We start from the raw sequence: 16,187 nt of genomic DNA, 5'->3' as shown, positions 1-16,187 counted from the left end.
GTTCCAGTTCATATCGTTGAAAGGTTTGACTCGGAGAGGTTAAGCGGAGGTGTAGTTCGGGATCTTTGGCCTCTGGCAGACTGACGTCACTGCCTTTTTAAAAATATTAGTTATCTGTTGTTTTTCCATCTGGAAATCATCGGTAATTCTCAGGTAAGTAGCTGGCCATATGGAATCGAATATTTCTGGCTACTTGGGCTGGTACTATGCGAGGCACAACGGAGGGAGCATAGCCGTAGCTAGTTCTCGTCCAAAAACGCATCAGGCAATCATAATTAGATTGTACGTGCGTTTTGATATTTCCTGAAATTCCAGAGAGCCGCAAAAACTCTTCCCTTTTTTTCTCTAATCTGGGACGGATATTGGAGAAAAACGCGAAAAGCAGGCAGAAAACATCCTCCCACCATGCTGGAAAGGTACTTTCATGTAGCGTGGAGGTGGCTATCAGGATGGTGCCGGGTGTCTGGCCAGAATCACCAGGTTGTAACAGACCACCGATAACCAGCAATGAGAATCAAAACGCTCAGAACCCTTGCAGTGGCAACGTGATAGCCCAAAACATCTCTTTAGCCACGAAATTCCCGCTTCAATACCTGCCCGGAAGCGAAAGAGCGTTTTATACACATACTGACTTTTAGTCATCTCTTCGACTTCAAGTCCGCGCTTCTTATTAAAAGCTACATCGCTGATTCCCATGGCCTTGGCTTTTTCCAAATTAGCGCGACACGCGTATCCGCCGTCACCGCTTGTCTGGCGAGGTACACGACCATAAATTTCTTGGCTCTATTTTGATTACGAACTGCTCTACAGTGAAAACTGACTGTAGGTCACGAAAAACAAGGATTGGGCAACATTACCGGACAATATGCTGACAACCTTTGTAGATAAAGGGCTTCAGCAATGTTCAACCCAGTAGCAGTCTGAAATCCTACAAGAGCCAATTTCTTTTTGTCTTTCCATCATCGGAATGAATTGGTCCGAATCCGCTGGGTTACCTTCCTCAATAACCAGGTCCAGGATCAATCGACTTTTTCCCTGAACCAGGTTCAGTTTATGGCCATACTGTACTTGCCGCCTGTCTTTTACGATGATATCCGTATGGGGTTCATACAGGCTAACCACTTTTTCCTGGGCTGGCACCTTTTCACCCTTAAAGACCCTGCGCTCTGTCTGGGAGACTATTGCATCCACCAGGGGTAACAGGTGATCCACATCGGCCTGCCACTTGTCGGCATCATCAGCCAGGAGACACTGCCCCTGCTGACGGGCGTTTGCTAGCGTGACAGTAGCTTCGATAAGTACCTTCCGGGATTTTCGGGTCAACTGCAGCAGTTTTTTATAATGCTGATGCCGCTCTTCTTTGCCAGCGTAGATGCATTTTCTGGCCGCATCTTTTACGGCTCGGTTGTGATGGGTATATTCATAAAGCGGTGTCGCTGTCAGTGTTTGTCCCCGTTCCAGCAGCCGACAAATTTCTTTAACGGAACTGGCTAAAAGATCACTGTCGCAAGGAGGTTTGATATCCGATTCGGTGACTGTGCTGTCAATAGCCACAGTGCGCCCTTTTTCAATACCCTGATCTTTAGCGGTCATTAGCTGACAGTTATTAATCCGTTCCCATGTAGATGCAGTAAGAAGGCTGATGAGCCCATGCAAACTGGAGCGACTGGGGCGCTGGTTTGGTTCGAGGCGACAAAAGTCTCGAAAGAGCATGGAGTCCATCAAAACAAACGACAAGTAGTCATAATCACAATTCAAATACTGTTTCAGGAGTGCCGCACGAAGAACGGATTCTGCTGATAGTCCGTTCCGCCCAGTGTTCTGTTTATCACCAGAACTTAAGTCCTCATAAATCCAGTCATTGAACTGTGGATGGGCGTCAAGCCATTGCGAGATACCGGAAAGCTGGGAGCAGATTTCATGAGGTACGTAATGGAGTTCCATACTACACTGCGGGTTGCGTTTTTTGCGCATTTGGAGTCCTCTGTTTTTGGCAATCCCTTATGTTTCTTGCTCTTGGGAAGTTTAGTCGCCAGATAGCAGTAGGGCTCCACTTAATTTTTCAGGATAAAATCTACAGTTTTCAATTGGTTGTGTTTTTGGACGAGAACTAGCTATGTGACCGGAGTTGTAACGAAGCAGAGTGCCGGCACAAGGAGTCAGAAATATATGATTTCATATGGTTAGCTACTTAAGTCGTTCAAAAAGGGGGCTAACTTTGGCAAGTAACTCGTATAATCGTCCCTGATTATTAATGGATGGTGAAGGATTGGCAGCTTCAGCTTTGCTCTGATGTCGTTTTCTGGTACCAATAGAGCTATGATGCAAAGTGACAGTTGCGAGAACACTGTCCTTTAAACAAGAAAAAATAAATAACAAAAAAGCGAGTTACCTCATGTCTTCTGCTCCCAACCTGTCACAGGAAAGCATTGTTATTGTTTCCGCTGCCCGTACCCCAATGGGTGGATTTCAGGGTGACTTGTCGTCTGTGGCGGCAGTTGAACTGGGTACCATTGCTATCAAATCAGCCCTGGAGCGGGCTGGTATTGCTCCGGAGAATGTATCAGAAGTACTAATGGGCTGTGTATTGCCAGCAGGCACTGGCCAAGGGCCTGCCCGTCAGTCTGCATTGCATGCAGGCATTCCTGTTCATGTACCCACAACCACGCTGAACAAGCTTTGTGGTTCGGGTATGAAGACGGTCATGCTGGGAGCAACTCAGCTGAAAACCGGTGAAGCCGATCTGGTGGTTGCCGGTGGTATGGAAAGTATGACCAATGCCCCTTATCTGTTGGATAAGGCCCGGGGCGGGATGCGACTTGGCCATGGTCAGATAAAGGATCATATGTTCACCGATGGTCTGGAAGATGCCTACCGGGGCATGGCCATGGGTGTCTTTGCCCAGGAAACCGCAGACCGGTTTGGCTTGACCCGTGAAGCGATGGATGATTATGCGCTGGCTTCCCTGGAGCGGGCGAACAAGGCTATAGAATCGGGTGCTTTTGCTGAGGAAATAGTGCCTGTTGTAACCCGTAAAGGACTGGTTGACATTGATGAGCAGCCCGGAAAAGCCAAGCCTGAGAAAATCCGGAAGTTGCGTCCAGCATTTACTGAGGACGGGACAGTCACGGCAGCAAACTCCAGCTCTATTTCCGATGGTGCAGCGGCTTTGGTGTTGATGAGAGAAGAGGATGCCAAAGCCCGGGGTTTACAACCCATTGCCAGAATTACTGGCTACCAGAGCCATGCTCAAAAGCCTGAAGAGTTTACCATTGCTCCCGTAGACTGTATTCGCAAGCTGCTGGAAAAAATTGACTGGCAGGCCTGTGATGTGGATCTGTTTGAGGTGAATGAAGCTTTTGCCGTGGTGGCTATGATGGCCATTCGTGAGCTGAATCTGGATCATAATAAAGTCAACATCCATGGTGGTGCCTGCGCACTTGGTCACCCTCTGGGGGCCAGTGGTGCCCGTATTCTGGTCACTCTGTTGCATGCCCTGAAAAAGACCGGTGGGTGCAGGGGCATCGCTTCACTCTGCATCGGTGGTGGCGAAGCCACGGCTATTGCCGTTGAGATGTTGTAAAAGTACCTGACGACACCTTTCGTGTTCTTTCGTGTTCTTTCGTGTTCTTTCGTGTTCTTTCGTGTTCTTTCGTGTGAGAATCATTCCGGTGTGCAGTGCGTTACCCATTCCTGAAAATGCCGCATGCCCCGGGCCTCACAAATAATAAAATACAAGAGGCGGCATTTTTATATGGACTATAACCTTTCTGAAGAGCAAGTTGCCTTTCGTGATCTGGCCCGACAATTTGCCGACGCTGAACTGGCACCCCATGCAGCGCAGTGGGATCTTGATGCTCATTTTCCGGTGGATGTGATCAAGGCAGCGGGGGGGCTTGGTTTCTGTGCCCTGTATACCCATGAGTCCATGGGTGGGTTGGGATTGTCCAGGCTGGATTCCCATATTGTTTTTGAACAGCTGGCCATGGGATGTACGGCAACAACCGCCTATATCACCATACATAATATGGTTACCTGGATGATCAGTGAATTTGCCTCAGAGCGGATTAAATCGGATTGGGGAGAAGGTTTGGTTAGTGGTAACCAGTTGTCTTCCTATTGCCTTACCGAACCCGCAGCTGGCAGCGATGCGGCATCCTTGAAAACCAGGGCCGTCCGGGATGGCGATGATTACCTGCTTAATGGCTCGAAAATGTTTATTTCCGGTGCCGGAAGTACGGATCTGCTATTGGTCATGGCAAGGACCGGTGAAGATGGGCCGAAAGGCATTTCAGCCTTTGCCGTTCCGGCTGATATGGAAGGTATCCAGTATGGTAAGAAAGAAGAAAAGATGGGTTGGAATGCCCAGCCAACCCGACTGATTTCATTTGACAATGTTCGTATTCCGGCAGACCACTTGCTGGGCGTGGAAGGCCAGGGCTTCTCTTTCGCGATGAAGGGACTGGATGGTGGTCGAATCAATATTGCCACCTGCTCCATAGGTACGGCGCAGCAGGCGCTGAATACGGCGCGTGCTTATATGAAAGAGCGTAAGCAGTTTGGCCGCGAACTGGCTGGTTTTCAGGCTTTGCAGTTCAAACTGGCAGATATGAATACGGAGCTGGTGGCCGCCCGGCAGATGGTTCGGCTGGCTGCCTTCAAACTGGATCGTCAGGACCCTGAGGCAACAGCATACTGCGCCATGGCCAAGCGTTTTGCTACGGATATCGGGTTTCAGGTCTGTAATGAAGCCCTGCAGATTCATGGCGGTTATGGCTATATCAAGGAGTATCCCCTGGAGCGTCATGTGCGGGATAACCGGGTACATCAGATTCTTGAGGGAACCAATGAAATTATGCGACTGATTGTCGCCCGTCGTTTGCTCTCTGAAAGCATTTCTCAAACGGGTATGGAGTTACAGTGATTATGTCTGAGTTTTTGTCTGAAAAGTCTGAAAAGTCTGAAAAGTCTGAAAAGCTGCATCTCGCCTTTGAAGGACGTACTGCCATTCTTACCCTGGATCATCCACCGGCGAATACCTGGACGCCGGAAAGTCTGGATGAGCTGGGACAGATTATTCAGGAGTTGAACCGTAAATCCGATGTGATTGCCCTGATTATCACGTCGGCGTCAAAGAAGTTTTTCAGTGCAGGTGCTGACTTAAAACGCTTTGATAACCTGACTCCGGATGAAGCCCGTCCCTTTGCTGAGAGCTTTGGCAGGGCTTTTGAAGCACTCAGTGATTTTTCGGGTCTCAGCATAGCAGCCATCAACGGTTATGCCATGGGAGGAGGGCTTGAAGTAGCGCTGGCCTGTGACCTTCGTATTGCTGAAGAGGGAGCCATCATGGCTTTGCCTGAAGCGGCTGTTGGATTATTACCCTGTGCCGGTGGAACTCAGAATCTTACCCGGCTAGTGGGAGAGGCCCGGGCCAAGCGTATGATCCTCTGTGGGGAGAAAGTGGATGCTGAAAAAGCGTTGAAGATCGGACTGGTAGAGGAAAAAGTGGGCAGTGGTGAGAGCCTGGAGCGGGCAAAAGCTCTGGCGGCTGATGCTGGAAAGCAGAGTCCTGACGCTCTGAGAGCGTGTAAAAAACTGGTGCAGATGGGGCGTTCCGGTTTCTCAAGAGAGGCATTGCCAACGGAGAGAGAGCTGTTCCTTGAGTTGTTTAAAGGAAAGAATCAGCAGGAAGGTGTCAGTGCATTTCTCGAGAAACGTAAACCTGAGTGGCATTATGAGTAATTATTAAAGTGGAGAGGCTTTTTATGAAGAGGCATTTTATAAAAAGGCTTTTTATAAAATGCCTTTGCATGTAAAGCCTTGCGTCAGGCCGCTTTGAATATGGCTGTTTTCCATAAGGATCATAATAATGACAAAAATTGCATTTATCGGCCTTGGTAATATGGGTGGCCCCATGGCACAGAACCTGGTGAAAGCCGGGTATGATGTTTGTGGTTTTGATCTGGTTCCCGAGGCTCTGGATCAATTGGCACAAGCCGGAGGCTCAAAGGCCGGGTCCATGAGAGAGGCTGCACAGGGCGCCAGGGTAGTGATCAGTATGTTACCCGCCGGCAAGCATGTTGAATCGCTCTATCTGGGGGATGATGGGCTCTTTAACATCATTGATCGCAGTTCTCTGGTCATTGATTGCAGCACCATTGAGGCTGAGGTTGCCAAAAAAGTCGGGGAACGGGCAGAAGAGCAGGGCATTAGTTTTATTGATGCACCGGTTTCCGGTGGAACAGCCGGTGCTGCAGCCGGAACACTGACGTTTATGGTGGGAGGCAGTGCCGGGATCGTAGAGCAGGCCAGACCCTATCTCGAGGTAATGGGGCAGAATATCTTCCATGCTGGCGGTGCAGGTGCGGGGCAACTAGCGAAGATCTGCAACAATATGCTGTTGGCTGTTCTTATGACCGGCACTTCGGAAGCACTTAAGCTGGGTATCGATAATGGTCTTGATCCAGCAGTACTCGCAGAAATCATGAACAAAAGTTCAGGCGGGAACTGGGTGCTTGAAAAGTATAATCCGGTGCCTGGCGTCATGCCCGAGGCGCCTGCCAGTAATGGTTATCAGGGTGGTTTTATGGTGGGGCTTATGGCCAAGGATCTTGGTTTGGCCCTGAATACCGCTGCTGGTAGCAAGACTGCAACGCCCATGGCTTCGCTGGCTGATAACCTGTACAAAATGCATGCCATTCGTACTGGTAGCACTAAGGACTTTTCAAGCATTATTCAGCTGTATGATCCCGTTAATTAATGCAGGGCAGCGCTAATCCCCATGCAAATTGAGCGATACCAGGTGCAAACAACTGACCCGGTTGTTCAGTGGCTGATGGTGGCCAAAAAGACGGGCAGATCCAGGTTACCATCTTTTCGCTAAAAGCTTTGGCATAACTGGCGTTTATGAGTTTTTTGGGCTAGGAATATAACGAAATAATCAGGCAAAAAGCCGGATGTTACATTGGTGTCATTTGCTGTTAACCGATGAGGTAATCATGAATAATCAATCTGGCATTCGGCCCCTGACTCAGACCTGCCACGGTTCCTTATTAATCGGTAATCCTGCTGATACAAGTACATCAGATAATGTGTCAGCAGTCTCTTCCTACTGTAGAACAGGAGGCGTTAAGCGAAGTGCATCTGTTGTGGCTGCGCCCTGCAACCTTCTTTCAGAGGCATCAGCAAAATCACCTGACATAGCAACGCCGGTAAAAGCGCACACTCTTGAGCAAAGAGAGTTGCACTCTTCATTGCCGTTGGCGTTAGAACTGAGCGATCAGGTTCGCAAGGAGGTCACCCGTCAGTTGGAAGCAAGCGAAAAATGCAATGTGTTTTTTCTGACTGATGTATGGAAAAAGGTCCGTTTCACCGAGTCAGCAAAGCAGCGCATGCTTGACGATGAGATTTCTCAGAGGGACATTGATAATGCGTTAACCACGTCCGAGGGTGAACACGAAATTTTAGACCAATCCACCCCAAGGTCTGATGGATATTATTTCGTTAACAGTCCAAAAGTAAATCAACATCTTGCCAAGTCAACCTACAATAATCGCTGTTTTCCTTTTTATACCCCTATGATCGTATTCGAATGCTTGGGTCGATCCAATGATAGGTGGGAAGTTGCGGGTTATGGTATCTCCCATGAAATTCCGTTGCCGTTAGTTAATTCCAGATACATTAAAATTAATGAAGAAGTATGCGGTTCTGATTGTTGTGGTGTTGTTGAACCACAGTTTTCAGTCAGTGTCGAAAAGTACATAGCAGACGAGGTTGCCCGTCGTTTCAGCGAAACCCTTAACGTCTTTTACCAAAACCTGAATGCCAGTATGCCAGACAACGAAAAAGTGGACTTCTTATATCATCTTATGACTCCCCAGGCACCTGACCATTCCCCGGTATATGATGCGGTCGGTGGTGACCGGAAAAAGCACCCGGAAAAGCCCCGTTTGGCTGCCGATGAGTTTATGTATCGTATCCGCTTCGCCCCGGGTGGCCCTGCATTTAACGAGCTATGTGAAAAACAACCCCTGTATAGGCAAGGCACAATCTAATGAATGGTCACTCCATTGATTTGGCTCAATGTTTTGCTCTGATATTGTTCTAATTTTGAACAATGGTGTCAGATAACGGTTCTGTTTTTGTAAATCAGGTTATACAATTCCACGAATTAACTGTAGTTCTGACCGGCTAACCGGTCGCCAGTGATCATTCATCTGAGGTAACCTGTTCCCATGCAAATACTTATGAGTCTGGTGGGTATTGCCAGCCTTTTGGCGCTTGCCTTTTTACTGTCCGATAATCGAAAAGCGATCAACCTGCGAACGGTAGCTGGTGCCTTTGCCATTCAGGCCGGACTGGGAGCATTGGTTCTTTACGTTCCTTTAGGCCAGGAAATTCTGGGTGGTGTCTCCAACGCGGTAAGTAATGTTATCAGTTACGCCAATCAGGGTATTGGTTTCCTGTTTGGTGATCTGGGTAACTTCAAGGTTGGCTTTATTTTTGCCATTAATGTACTGCCGATTATCATTTTCTTCTCCTCTCTGGTAGCGGTGCTTTACTACCTGGGCATTATGCAGAAGGTGGTTATCTTTCTGGGTGGTGCACTGCAAAAAGTACTGGGTACCAGTCGTACTGAGTCTCTCTCTGCAACAGCAAACATTTTTGTCGGCCAGACGGAAGCCCCGCTGGTGGTAAGACCCTATATTGGTCGTATGACCAATTCAGAGCTGTTTGCCATTATGGTGGGTGGCCTGGCTTCGGTTGCCGGCTCTATCCTGGCAGGTTATGCGGGTATGGGTGTTGAGCTTAAGTACCTGATTGCAGCAAGCTTTATGGCGGCACCTGGCGGCCTTCTGATGGCTAAAATGATCAAGCCGGAAACGGATACACCGGATGATTCTGAACTGGTTGATGAAGAAGGTAGCAACGAAAAGCCTGCCAACCTGATTGATGCCGCTGCTTCCGGCGCTTCCTCCGGTATGAAACTGGCGGCTAACGTCGGTGCCATGTTGCTGGCATTCATCGCGCTGATTGCCATGATTAACGGTATTATGGGCTGGGTTGGCGGCTTCTTTGACTACCCACAGTTAAGCCTGGAAATTATTCTGGGTTATCTGTTCAGCCCTCTGGCATTTTTGATTGGCGTGCCGATGAATGAAATTGTGACTGCGGGTAGTTTCATTGGCCAGAAGCTGGTGGTGAACGAATTCGTTGCCTATATGGATTTTGTCAATTATCTGAACCCTGAAGCTGCTGCTGCTGCCGGTGTTGAAGTGCTGTCACAGCGTACTCAGATCATCATCACCTTCGCACTGTGCGGTTTTGCTAACCTTTCTTCGATTGCTATTCTCCTGGGTGGGCTGGGGGTTATGGCGCCACACCGTCGTCAGGATATTGCCCGTATGGGTATCAAGGCGGTAGCCGCTGGTACTCTGTCTAATCTCATGAGTGCAACCATAGCTGGTTTGATGCTGGCTCTGTAATTGTCTTATTCAGGCCATGGTTTAACCCTGGCCTGCTATCCTTTCCCTGTTTTTCACTTCATCTGCTGAATCTAACGCTTTTCAAGTAATGGCCGAATCACATAGTGAACGAATTATGTGTTGGGTATTTGTGTATTTTGCTGGCATGGATATCGGTCTGAACCTTTTGTGAGTGTGCAAGGATGAACCTGACAACAAGGATTTTATGCTCCCGTAAAGACAGGAAGCTTTCGCAGCAGGCGCTGGCTGATTTGATTGGTGTGTCCAGAAGTGCGCTGGCCCAGTGGGAAACCAGCATGAGCAGCCCCAGTCTTGATAATCTGCGCAAAATGGCTGAAATTCTTGAGGTGTCTTTCGAGTGGCTAGCTACCGGTCGTGGTAATCAGTATCTGGTCAGTTCTGATGAGGTGATCAGTGATTCTGAAGTGGATGGAGAGATTATCGGTCAGTTACACCGAATGAATCTGATGAAGAAAAGAGCCATTCTCAATGTGATGAGAGCAATGGCATAGGGAACCCGCAAAATCGTTCAGAATAAAGCGCCTTACTGGCGCTTTATTTGCTTTTTACTGCAAAGTTTCAGAAATGCAGCGAGCGATAGTCTATTTGATCATTTCCCTGAACTTATTGCCTGGCTTGAACTGAGGCAGTTTGCAGGCAGGGATATGAATTTCTTCACCGGTTTGCGGATTGCGCCCCTTTCTGGCGGCCCGGTCTGTTACTGAAAATGTGCCAAAACCAATAAGTTGAACGATGTCACCACTTGCCAGTGTCTCCTGTGTGTTGCTGATAAAGGCATTGACAACCAGCTCGGCCTTGCTTCGGGGCAGGTTAGCTTGTTCAGCGACTTGCTCAACCAGTTCTTTCTTGTTCATATCCAGTCTCAGGGAATTACCAGTTATGTGGAAAGAAAATACCAGAAGACAAGGGTTCGCTTCTGGCTTCGCTTGGCTCAGGATAAACCTGGGCAGGTGGTGAAACATAATCGGCCTGAAGTGTATCTCTTACTTTAAAAATCTATGAAGGGAGAAAGACCTTGATAGAATACTATAGAAGTTTTCAGGCGCTTTATCCGGTTTCATTACACAAAGAAGCGAGTTTATGTTGCGATAGCTGCCAGCATGGAGCTGGCTGCTATCATGTTGGCTTATCTGCCCAGTTCGCGCTCCAGTGGAATCATGTGATGTTTAGGCTGCAGTATCAGAATATCGGTTTTGACTTCAGAAATAAGATGCTCAGCGGTATTGCCGATTGCCAGGGCACTGATACCAGTTCTTGCGTGAGTTCCAAGAATCAACAGTTTGGCATCCGTTTCTTTCAGCAGTGCAGGGATCATTGTCTCTGTGGGGCCTGGCTCAATATGGAAATGGTCTTCATTCAGATTGAACTCCCGGGCGTATTCCCGGCAATGCTTTTCGTAATAGTCCTTGTCAGTCCATCCATCACCCTTATCCTGAATCACCAGCATGGTGGTCGGGTAAGCGGTGGCCAGGTGCAGCTCTGATGAAAACTCTTCAGCGATATCCGTCGCGTATTGCAGAATCGCCTGATTAAGAACGCTGTGATAGTGGTCTCTGGGGTCGGCATTAATGGCAGCAAGGATTTTGCCATTGGTCCAGTCGCTATTATCCTGGGCCAGTAAGACAGGAACCCGGCAGCGACGAAGGAGGCTCCAGTCTTCAGGCGTTGAAAAGGCTTTCTGGAGAGCGGTGGTTAACTTGGCATCTTTAACCACAAGGTGACAGCGCTCCATCTGACGCACATGAATAATGGTTTCGATAACTGAGCCATTCCACGTTTCATGTAGATAAACCTCCAGACCCTCAGCCATCAGTGGTTCAGCCAGTGCTTCCAGGCGAACCATTGACTCACCATCCGCTTTAGGGTTTGGAGCAAGAATATGCAGGGCAGCACCGGTTACCCGGCAGATCTGGCTGGCACGATCAAGGGCAAGCTGCTGGTCCTTTCTGGTATCAACCACGGCCAGAATCTTGGTGATTCTACGCATAATTTACCTCTCTTGCTGGATATTCTGTTTTTTATCGTTCCATCATGCATGAGCGTAACTGATGTTTTTATGACGACGGTCAATAAAATACTGTGCAGTTAGGAGTAGGTAGAGGGTGTCTGGTGAGAATTTACAGTAACAAAAGATATTTTACGACATTGGTTGTTCTTTTTGGCGGTTTGCTCTGTGCCAGTAAAGTAGGTTGTAGTTATACAATGGCATTTCCTGAGATTAATCCCGGACTAATAAGTTAACTGTACAACCGCTACCAGTTGCCTGGCAGCGGTTTTTTTACTACTGGTTTAAGCTTGACATGGGCGCAGGGTGAGAAGCAAAAAGCTTTCTCAACTCTCCGGGCGCACTCAGCTCCTCTGCCAGTGTGGCGAAAGCTATGCGGCTATCAGTCTTGTCAAACACAACATAGAAGCCCCGCATAAAGGCATCTCCGAAGATCCAGAAGTCCTGATTTCCAGGAGCCAGTCCTGCAGTGCATTGTTCCTGACCCCACCAGTCTACCTGTTTGACGACATAAAACTCGGGAGGGACGCTGTATCGGGTGTCATCAATGGTGAAAACAAGGTCTGGCTGTTCATCAAGGTTCGAGCAGTCCGGATTGATATTCAGGGCATTCTGGAGGTTGGTAATGTCATTGGCCGGGCCTACGATCAGCGAGGTGCCAGAGTCAACAATGGCTCTGCAGTTGCCCTGAGACTGGCAGCTCAGAGGGATGCTGTCGTTGTTAACGGCAATACCGTCAAAGGCAATGTTGTAGTAAAAATCAACCGGGCCACCTGTCTCAAGCGGTTGCAGTGGGTGCCAGGTGATATCCCCCTGGTAATAATCCGGATCCGGTTCACCAATAATCAGACGACCAGTACCATTGCCTGGCGTGTTGGATAGATAGAATGAGAAAACAGCTTTTGGAATCAGCCCTTGTGTAACTGCATTATCCATCCAGGGGGTGACCTGATCGCTGGCTATCGACTTGTAGGCAAGACCAAAGATGCCATCAAATGGTGAGTTTTGAAAGTCGTCGGACAGTTGACTGGCCAGACCGATGCCCTGATTGGTGACCGTGATGCCACCAAACGTGACGGTATCATAGCCAACATAGCCCTGCATACTTCCGGTGCCATACTGAATCGAGAGTTCCTGGTCTTCGGTGAAGAAAGTGCTGCTAAGGTTGGGATTGAATTTTTCCTTCCCCTCACAGCCCGGTGTGTAGCAGTTAGTTTCCGGTGTCCAGATATTGCTTGAGCCGGTATCCAGTACGCCCGTGAACTGTTGCTTTTGAGATCCCATGGTGAAGGTGCCGTAATACTGCGTATTCTGATGGTCAGTAAGGGGAACTTCACCGTCTTCCGGGGCTGGTGTGATCAGTTCACTGCTCTGGAGCCTCTGTTCCGTGGCAGGCTCATGAACCTGGATATAGGTTCTTTTTTCGCTGGAAACCGCCTGTTGATCGAAAAGCGACTTGTTGGCTACATCCCCTTGAGCTGCGAAGGCCTGAGACAGAAGAATGGGAGGAATTGCGGCAAACAGAAAACGGTTCATAGTGCCATCTCGAATGAGGGTAAAGGTGATGATCGTGCCTGTTCAAATTAGTCAATATCTCTCTTCTTATCCAACATGGCTTTTTATCATTTTGCTCATAATTTTGTGCAGCAAAACCTCTGCTCATTTCACCTGCTTAAGGTGTTTATGAATTCGGGGCATATCCCCTTATGAACCGGTGAGGTGGTAGGTACTGATGCATCTGACGTTTGTTGCTTCAGCGTTGTTTATGAGCCTGCCCGATCCCCTGCTTCATCAGAAAAAGAAGGATGATGATACCTCACTCCAATGCTTTCCTACCGGTAAGTTGATCGTGTTACCATACTGGCTCAGTCAGGTGAGCCAGTTATGACCGATATTTCTTACATTCTTGAATTCTTACCCTGTCCAACGCCTGAGGCATGGATTGATGAAGCGTGCAAACCGGAAAATCTGGCTGTAATTCTGGTTGATCATGCTAATAATGAACTTAAGGCAGCTCAATCAGCGATGGCAATCATGAGTCGATACCGTTCTGGAACGTATGGTCGCAATCGCGCCGGCAGTCACTCTGATGATGCCTTCGATGAAGAGAAAGTTGGGCTGCAACTTAAAACAGAAGATCAGTTAAGTCTGTTAAACAAAATGTCCAGACTGGCCCGCGAGGAGCTGCGGCACTTCGAGCAGGTGCTTGCCATTATGGCACGCAGGAATATTCCCTATGATCACCTGGGAGCCGGTCGCTATGCGGGCCGGTTAAGTACTGCCATCAGAACGTTTGAGCCATACAGGCTGGTGGATACCCTGATTATGGGCGCTTTTATTGAAGCCCGCTCCTGTGAGCGCTTTACTGCACTCGCTCCCTGGCTGGACGATGAACTGAAAACGTTCTACCAGTCACTGTTGCGTTCTGAAAGTCGACATTTTCAGGACTATTTGGCACTGGCAGAAGCGATTAATGGGGCATCTGTCGCTGATCGGGTGACAGTATTTGGCGAGATTGAACAAAATGCCATTGAGTCACCCGACCAGGTTTTACGTTTTCACAGTGGTGTGCCTGATTTTTCGTTAGACCAGAGTTGAGAGCTCATTCATTTCCATTTGGTTATGTTGTGCTGCAGACTGGCTCTCAGGCCGGATTGTGGTATCAGAGGCATTAGGTTGAGGGGACTTACTGCAAGAAAGTAGTTGTTTACCCGCGCTAAAAAGGTGATGGGTAACAAGCATGATTGATCCAGTTACCACTGCACTGGCAAAAAAGGACAAACGGGAATAATCGTTAAGCGTATTGTTATATTGGACACTTTCATCGGAAGTTAGATTTTTAAGGCAATGATGGTAAACAAAATCTTTGGCAGGTTGGTCAAAGTGAGACTGAATCGCACTACTGCATAAGACACTGACCAATCCAGAACCCAGCGCGCAAGCGCCATACAGAGCATATTTACCAGCCTTGACAGTGACCTTGGAAGTGACTGAGGTTGAGGGGGTGGGCTCTTGTCTATCGATTGGTTGGGATGTTACAGAATTACCTGTGGTGGCACTGCTAATCATAAATGAATCTCCTTCGTTATTGTTCAGTTTATTTTTATTGGCACTATATACAGACAATATCAGGAGATAATAAGTTCAATTTTTGAAAAAATTATGATTGGTCGTTTGTTTATGTGTTTTTGCCTCTGTTGGCTCTTCAGGATCTTATAGCGGTTTCCGGGGGGAGGGGCAGTTATATTTTTCTCACGGATCATGGATGTTTAATCGGGAAGGCATCCAGCGTTATGCCATTGCTGTCCAGCTCAATCTCCCAGCCCTGATTGGTCCAGTCCCCCAGTACATAGCGCTTGCCGACCCTGTTTTTCAGGGCAACGTCATGGATGTCCGGGCGGTGGGTATGGCCGTGGATCAGGGTATCTACCTGGAATCTCTCCATCGCATCAACAACTTCGGATAGGGTAACATCCATGATGTCCGGTGCTTTTCCGATTTTCGCTGCTTTGCTGTTTTGCCGAATTTTACGGCCCAGATTTTTGCGGTACGACAAAGGTGTCATACGCAACAGAGCCATCACCAGGGGGTTGCGGATAATTTTCCGGTAGTACTGATACTGCTTGTCATCAGTACACAGTAGGTCACCGTGCATCAGCAGGATTTTTTGGTTATTAATCGTTATCAGGGTCGGATCTTTCAGCCATTGTGCACCGGTTGAACGCAGGAAGGCTTTCCCGATAGCGAAATCCCGGTTGCCGGGCATCAGGTACAGGGTCTTGCCACTGTTTGTGTAGTGCCTGAGTTGCCTGGCAATATCGTACTGGAAGTCATCCATGGCATCGTCCCCAACCCAGTACTCAAAGAAGTCACCCAAAATATAGAGTGCATCAGCCTGAGGGGCCCGATCGGCCAGATAATGGCAGAAAGCCCGGGCAACTGCCGGGCTTTCCGGAGTGAGGTGAAGGTCTGAAATAAACAGAGCCTTCATCAGGCAGTTTCCGCCGTCTCAGGAGCCTCAGCTGATGCCAGGATTTCAGCGGACTCAATCATCACATCGTCTACCGGAACATCCTGATGGCCAGCACGGAAAGTGGTTTTAACCCCTTTGATCTGATTAACGATATCCATGCCTTCAACCACCTTACCAAATACACAGTAACCCCAGCCATCAGTGGTTTTTGCGCTGTGGTTAAGGAAGTGGTTGTCTTTGACATTGATAAAGAATTGGGCTGACGCCGAGTGCGGGTCCATGGTTCTGGCCATGGCAATGGAACCGGTTTCGTTCTTTAGGCCATTGTCGGCTTCATTTTCAATAGGCATCTTCGTTGACTTTTGCACCATGCCTGGCTCGAAACCACCACCCTGAATCATAAAACCATCAATAACGCGATGGAAAATGGTGCAATCAAAATGGCCGCTTTTTACATACTCCAGGAAGTTGGCAACGGTTTTTGGTGCTTTTTCAGCATCAAGGTCCAGTTTGATATCACCAAAGTTAGTGTGTAATACAACCATCATGTGGGTCACCACTTTTGTTAAATAACGTTCACAGACCCGGAAAGGGTCAGGAAAGCCACGGATTTTAGGTGTTTCTCCTGCCAGTGTAAAACCTATTCGTTAAACCGTATCAGATAATCAACACGGTTGAAGGTTGCCTGGTAAAGCTGTTCATG

16 protein-coding genes are annotated in these 16,187 nt (G+C 48.3%); 8 read left to right on the top strand and 8 right to left on the bottom strand.

What is annotated here, in order from left to right; translation table 11 throughout:
* Positions 1–444: 444 nt before the first annotated feature.
* On the bottom strand, positions 445–774 hold the full coding sequence (locus tag MJO57_RS17555; protein WP_256493344.1) for a transposase: 330 nt from the start codon (positions 772–774) through the stop codon (positions 445–447).
* A gap of 120 nt (positions 775–894) precedes the next feature.
* Positions 895–1,974 (bottom strand): ISNCY family transposase, encoded by a 1,080-nt coding sequence (locus MJO57_RS17550; RefSeq protein ID WP_252017520.1) that lies wholly within the window; start codon positions 1,972–1,974, stop codon positions 895–897.
* 421 nt (positions 1,975–2,395) lie between these two features.
* Between MJO57_RS17550 and MJO57_RS17545 the strand changes: the two genes are divergently transcribed.
* The 7 genes from MJO57_RS17545 (at position 2,396) to MJO57_RS17515 (ending at position 9,997) form a co-directional block, all read left to right on the top strand.
* Entirely contained in the window at positions 2,396–3,583 is a 1,188-nt protein-coding gene (locus MJO57_RS17545) for an acetyl-CoA C-acyltransferase (RefSeq protein WP_252017519.1), read from the top strand.
* A gap of 171 nt (positions 3,584–3,754) precedes the next feature.
* Positions 3,755–4,924, top strand: coding sequence for an acyl-CoA dehydrogenase family protein (locus tag MJO57_RS17540; protein WP_252017518.1), 1,170 nt, complete (start codon positions 3,755–3,757; stop codon positions 4,922–4,924).
* A 2-nt stretch (positions 4,925–4,926) separates the two neighbouring features.
* Positions 4,927–5,742: an enoyl-CoA hydratase gene (locus tag MJO57_RS17535; RefSeq protein ID WP_252017517.1), complete on the top strand. Its 816-nt coding sequence runs from the start codon at positions 4,927–4,929 to the stop codon at positions 5,740–5,742.
* Positions 5,743–5,869: 127 nt separating this feature from the next.
* On the top strand, positions 5,870–6,760 hold the full coding sequence (gene mmsB, locus MJO57_RS17530; protein ID WP_252017516.1) for a 3-hydroxyisobutyrate dehydrogenase: 891 nt from the start codon (positions 5,870–5,872) through the stop codon (positions 6,758–6,760).
* Between the two features lie 238 nt (positions 6,761–6,998).
* On the top strand, positions 6,999–8,054 hold the full coding sequence (locus MJO57_RS17525) for a hypothetical protein (protein WP_252017515.1): 1,056 nt from the start codon (positions 6,999–7,001) through the stop codon (positions 8,052–8,054).
* Positions 8,055–8,234: 180 nt separating this feature from the next.
* On the top strand, positions 8,235–9,485 hold the full coding sequence (locus tag MJO57_RS17520; protein ID WP_252017514.1) for a NupC/NupG family nucleoside CNT transporter: 1,251 nt from the start codon (positions 8,235–8,237) through the stop codon (positions 9,483–9,485).
* A 182-nt stretch (positions 9,486–9,667) separates the two neighbouring features.
* Complete coding sequence (locus tag MJO57_RS17515; RefSeq protein ID WP_252017513.1) at positions 9,668–9,997, top strand: helix-turn-helix domain-containing protein; 330 nt, start codon at positions 9,668–9,670, stop codon at positions 9,995–9,997.
* A gap of 90 nt (positions 9,998–10,087) precedes the next feature.
* Here MJO57_RS17515 and MJO57_RS17510 read toward each other — a convergent pair whose 3' ends face one another.
* From MJO57_RS17510 to MJO57_RS17500, 3 genes are all read right to left on the bottom strand, one after another.
* Positions 10,088–10,360, bottom strand: a complete 273-nt coding sequence (locus MJO57_RS17510) for an HU family DNA-binding protein (protein WP_252017512.1) — start codon at positions 10,358–10,360, stop codon at positions 10,088–10,090.
* Positions 10,361–10,632: 272 nt separating this feature from the next.
* Positions 10,633–11,493 carry a universal stress protein gene (locus tag MJO57_RS17505; RefSeq protein ID WP_252017511.1) on the bottom strand — a complete coding sequence of 287 codons (861 nt, stop codon included), beginning with the start codon at positions 11,491–11,493 and terminating at the stop codon, positions 10,633–10,635.
* A 294-nt stretch (positions 11,494–11,787) separates the two neighbouring features.
* Positions 11,788–13,047, bottom strand: coding sequence for a pepsin-like aspartyl protease (locus MJO57_RS17500; protein ID WP_252017510.1), 1,260 nt, complete (start codon positions 13,045–13,047; stop codon positions 11,788–11,790).
* A gap of 348 nt (positions 13,048–13,395) precedes the next feature.
* Here MJO57_RS17500 and MJO57_RS17495 point away from each other — a divergent pair, with 348 nt between their 5' ends.
* Positions 13,396–14,109, top strand: a complete 714-nt coding sequence (locus tag MJO57_RS17495) for a tRNA-(ms[2]io[6]A)-hydroxylase (protein ID WP_252017509.1) — start codon at positions 13,396–13,398, stop codon at positions 14,107–14,109.
* Here the strand turns inward: MJO57_RS17495 and MJO57_RS17490 are convergent.
* The 3 genes from MJO57_RS17490 to MJO57_RS17480 form a co-directional block, all read right to left on the bottom strand.
* A complete protein-coding gene (locus tag MJO57_RS17490) occupies positions 14,095–14,580 on the bottom strand; it encodes a hypothetical protein (protein ID WP_252017508.1) in 486 nt (161 codons plus the stop codon). The genes MJO57_RS17495 and MJO57_RS17490 overlap by 15 nt on opposite strands.
* Before the next feature lie 190 nt (positions 14,581–14,770).
* Complete coding sequence (locus MJO57_RS17485; RefSeq protein ID WP_252017507.1) at positions 14,771–15,502, bottom strand: UDP-2,3-diacylglucosamine diphosphatase; 732 nt, start codon at positions 15,500–15,502, stop codon at positions 14,771–14,773.
* On the bottom strand, positions 15,502–16,029 hold the full coding sequence (locus MJO57_RS17480) for a peptidylprolyl isomerase (protein WP_252027060.1): 528 nt from the start codon (positions 16,027–16,029) through the stop codon (positions 15,502–15,504). Before MJO57_RS17480 ends, MJO57_RS17485 begins: the two co-directional genes overlap by 1 nt.
* Positions 16,030–16,187: the final 158 nt, after the last annotated feature.

This window comes from Endozoicomonas sp. SCSIO W0465, from assembly GCF_023716865.1.
Taxonomy (GTDB): Bacteria; Pseudomonadota; Gammaproteobacteria; order Pseudomonadales; family Endozoicomonadaceae; genus Endozoicomonas.
Note: the sequence above shows the minus strand (reverse complement) of the source record. Positions and strands in the feature narration are given on the sequence as shown.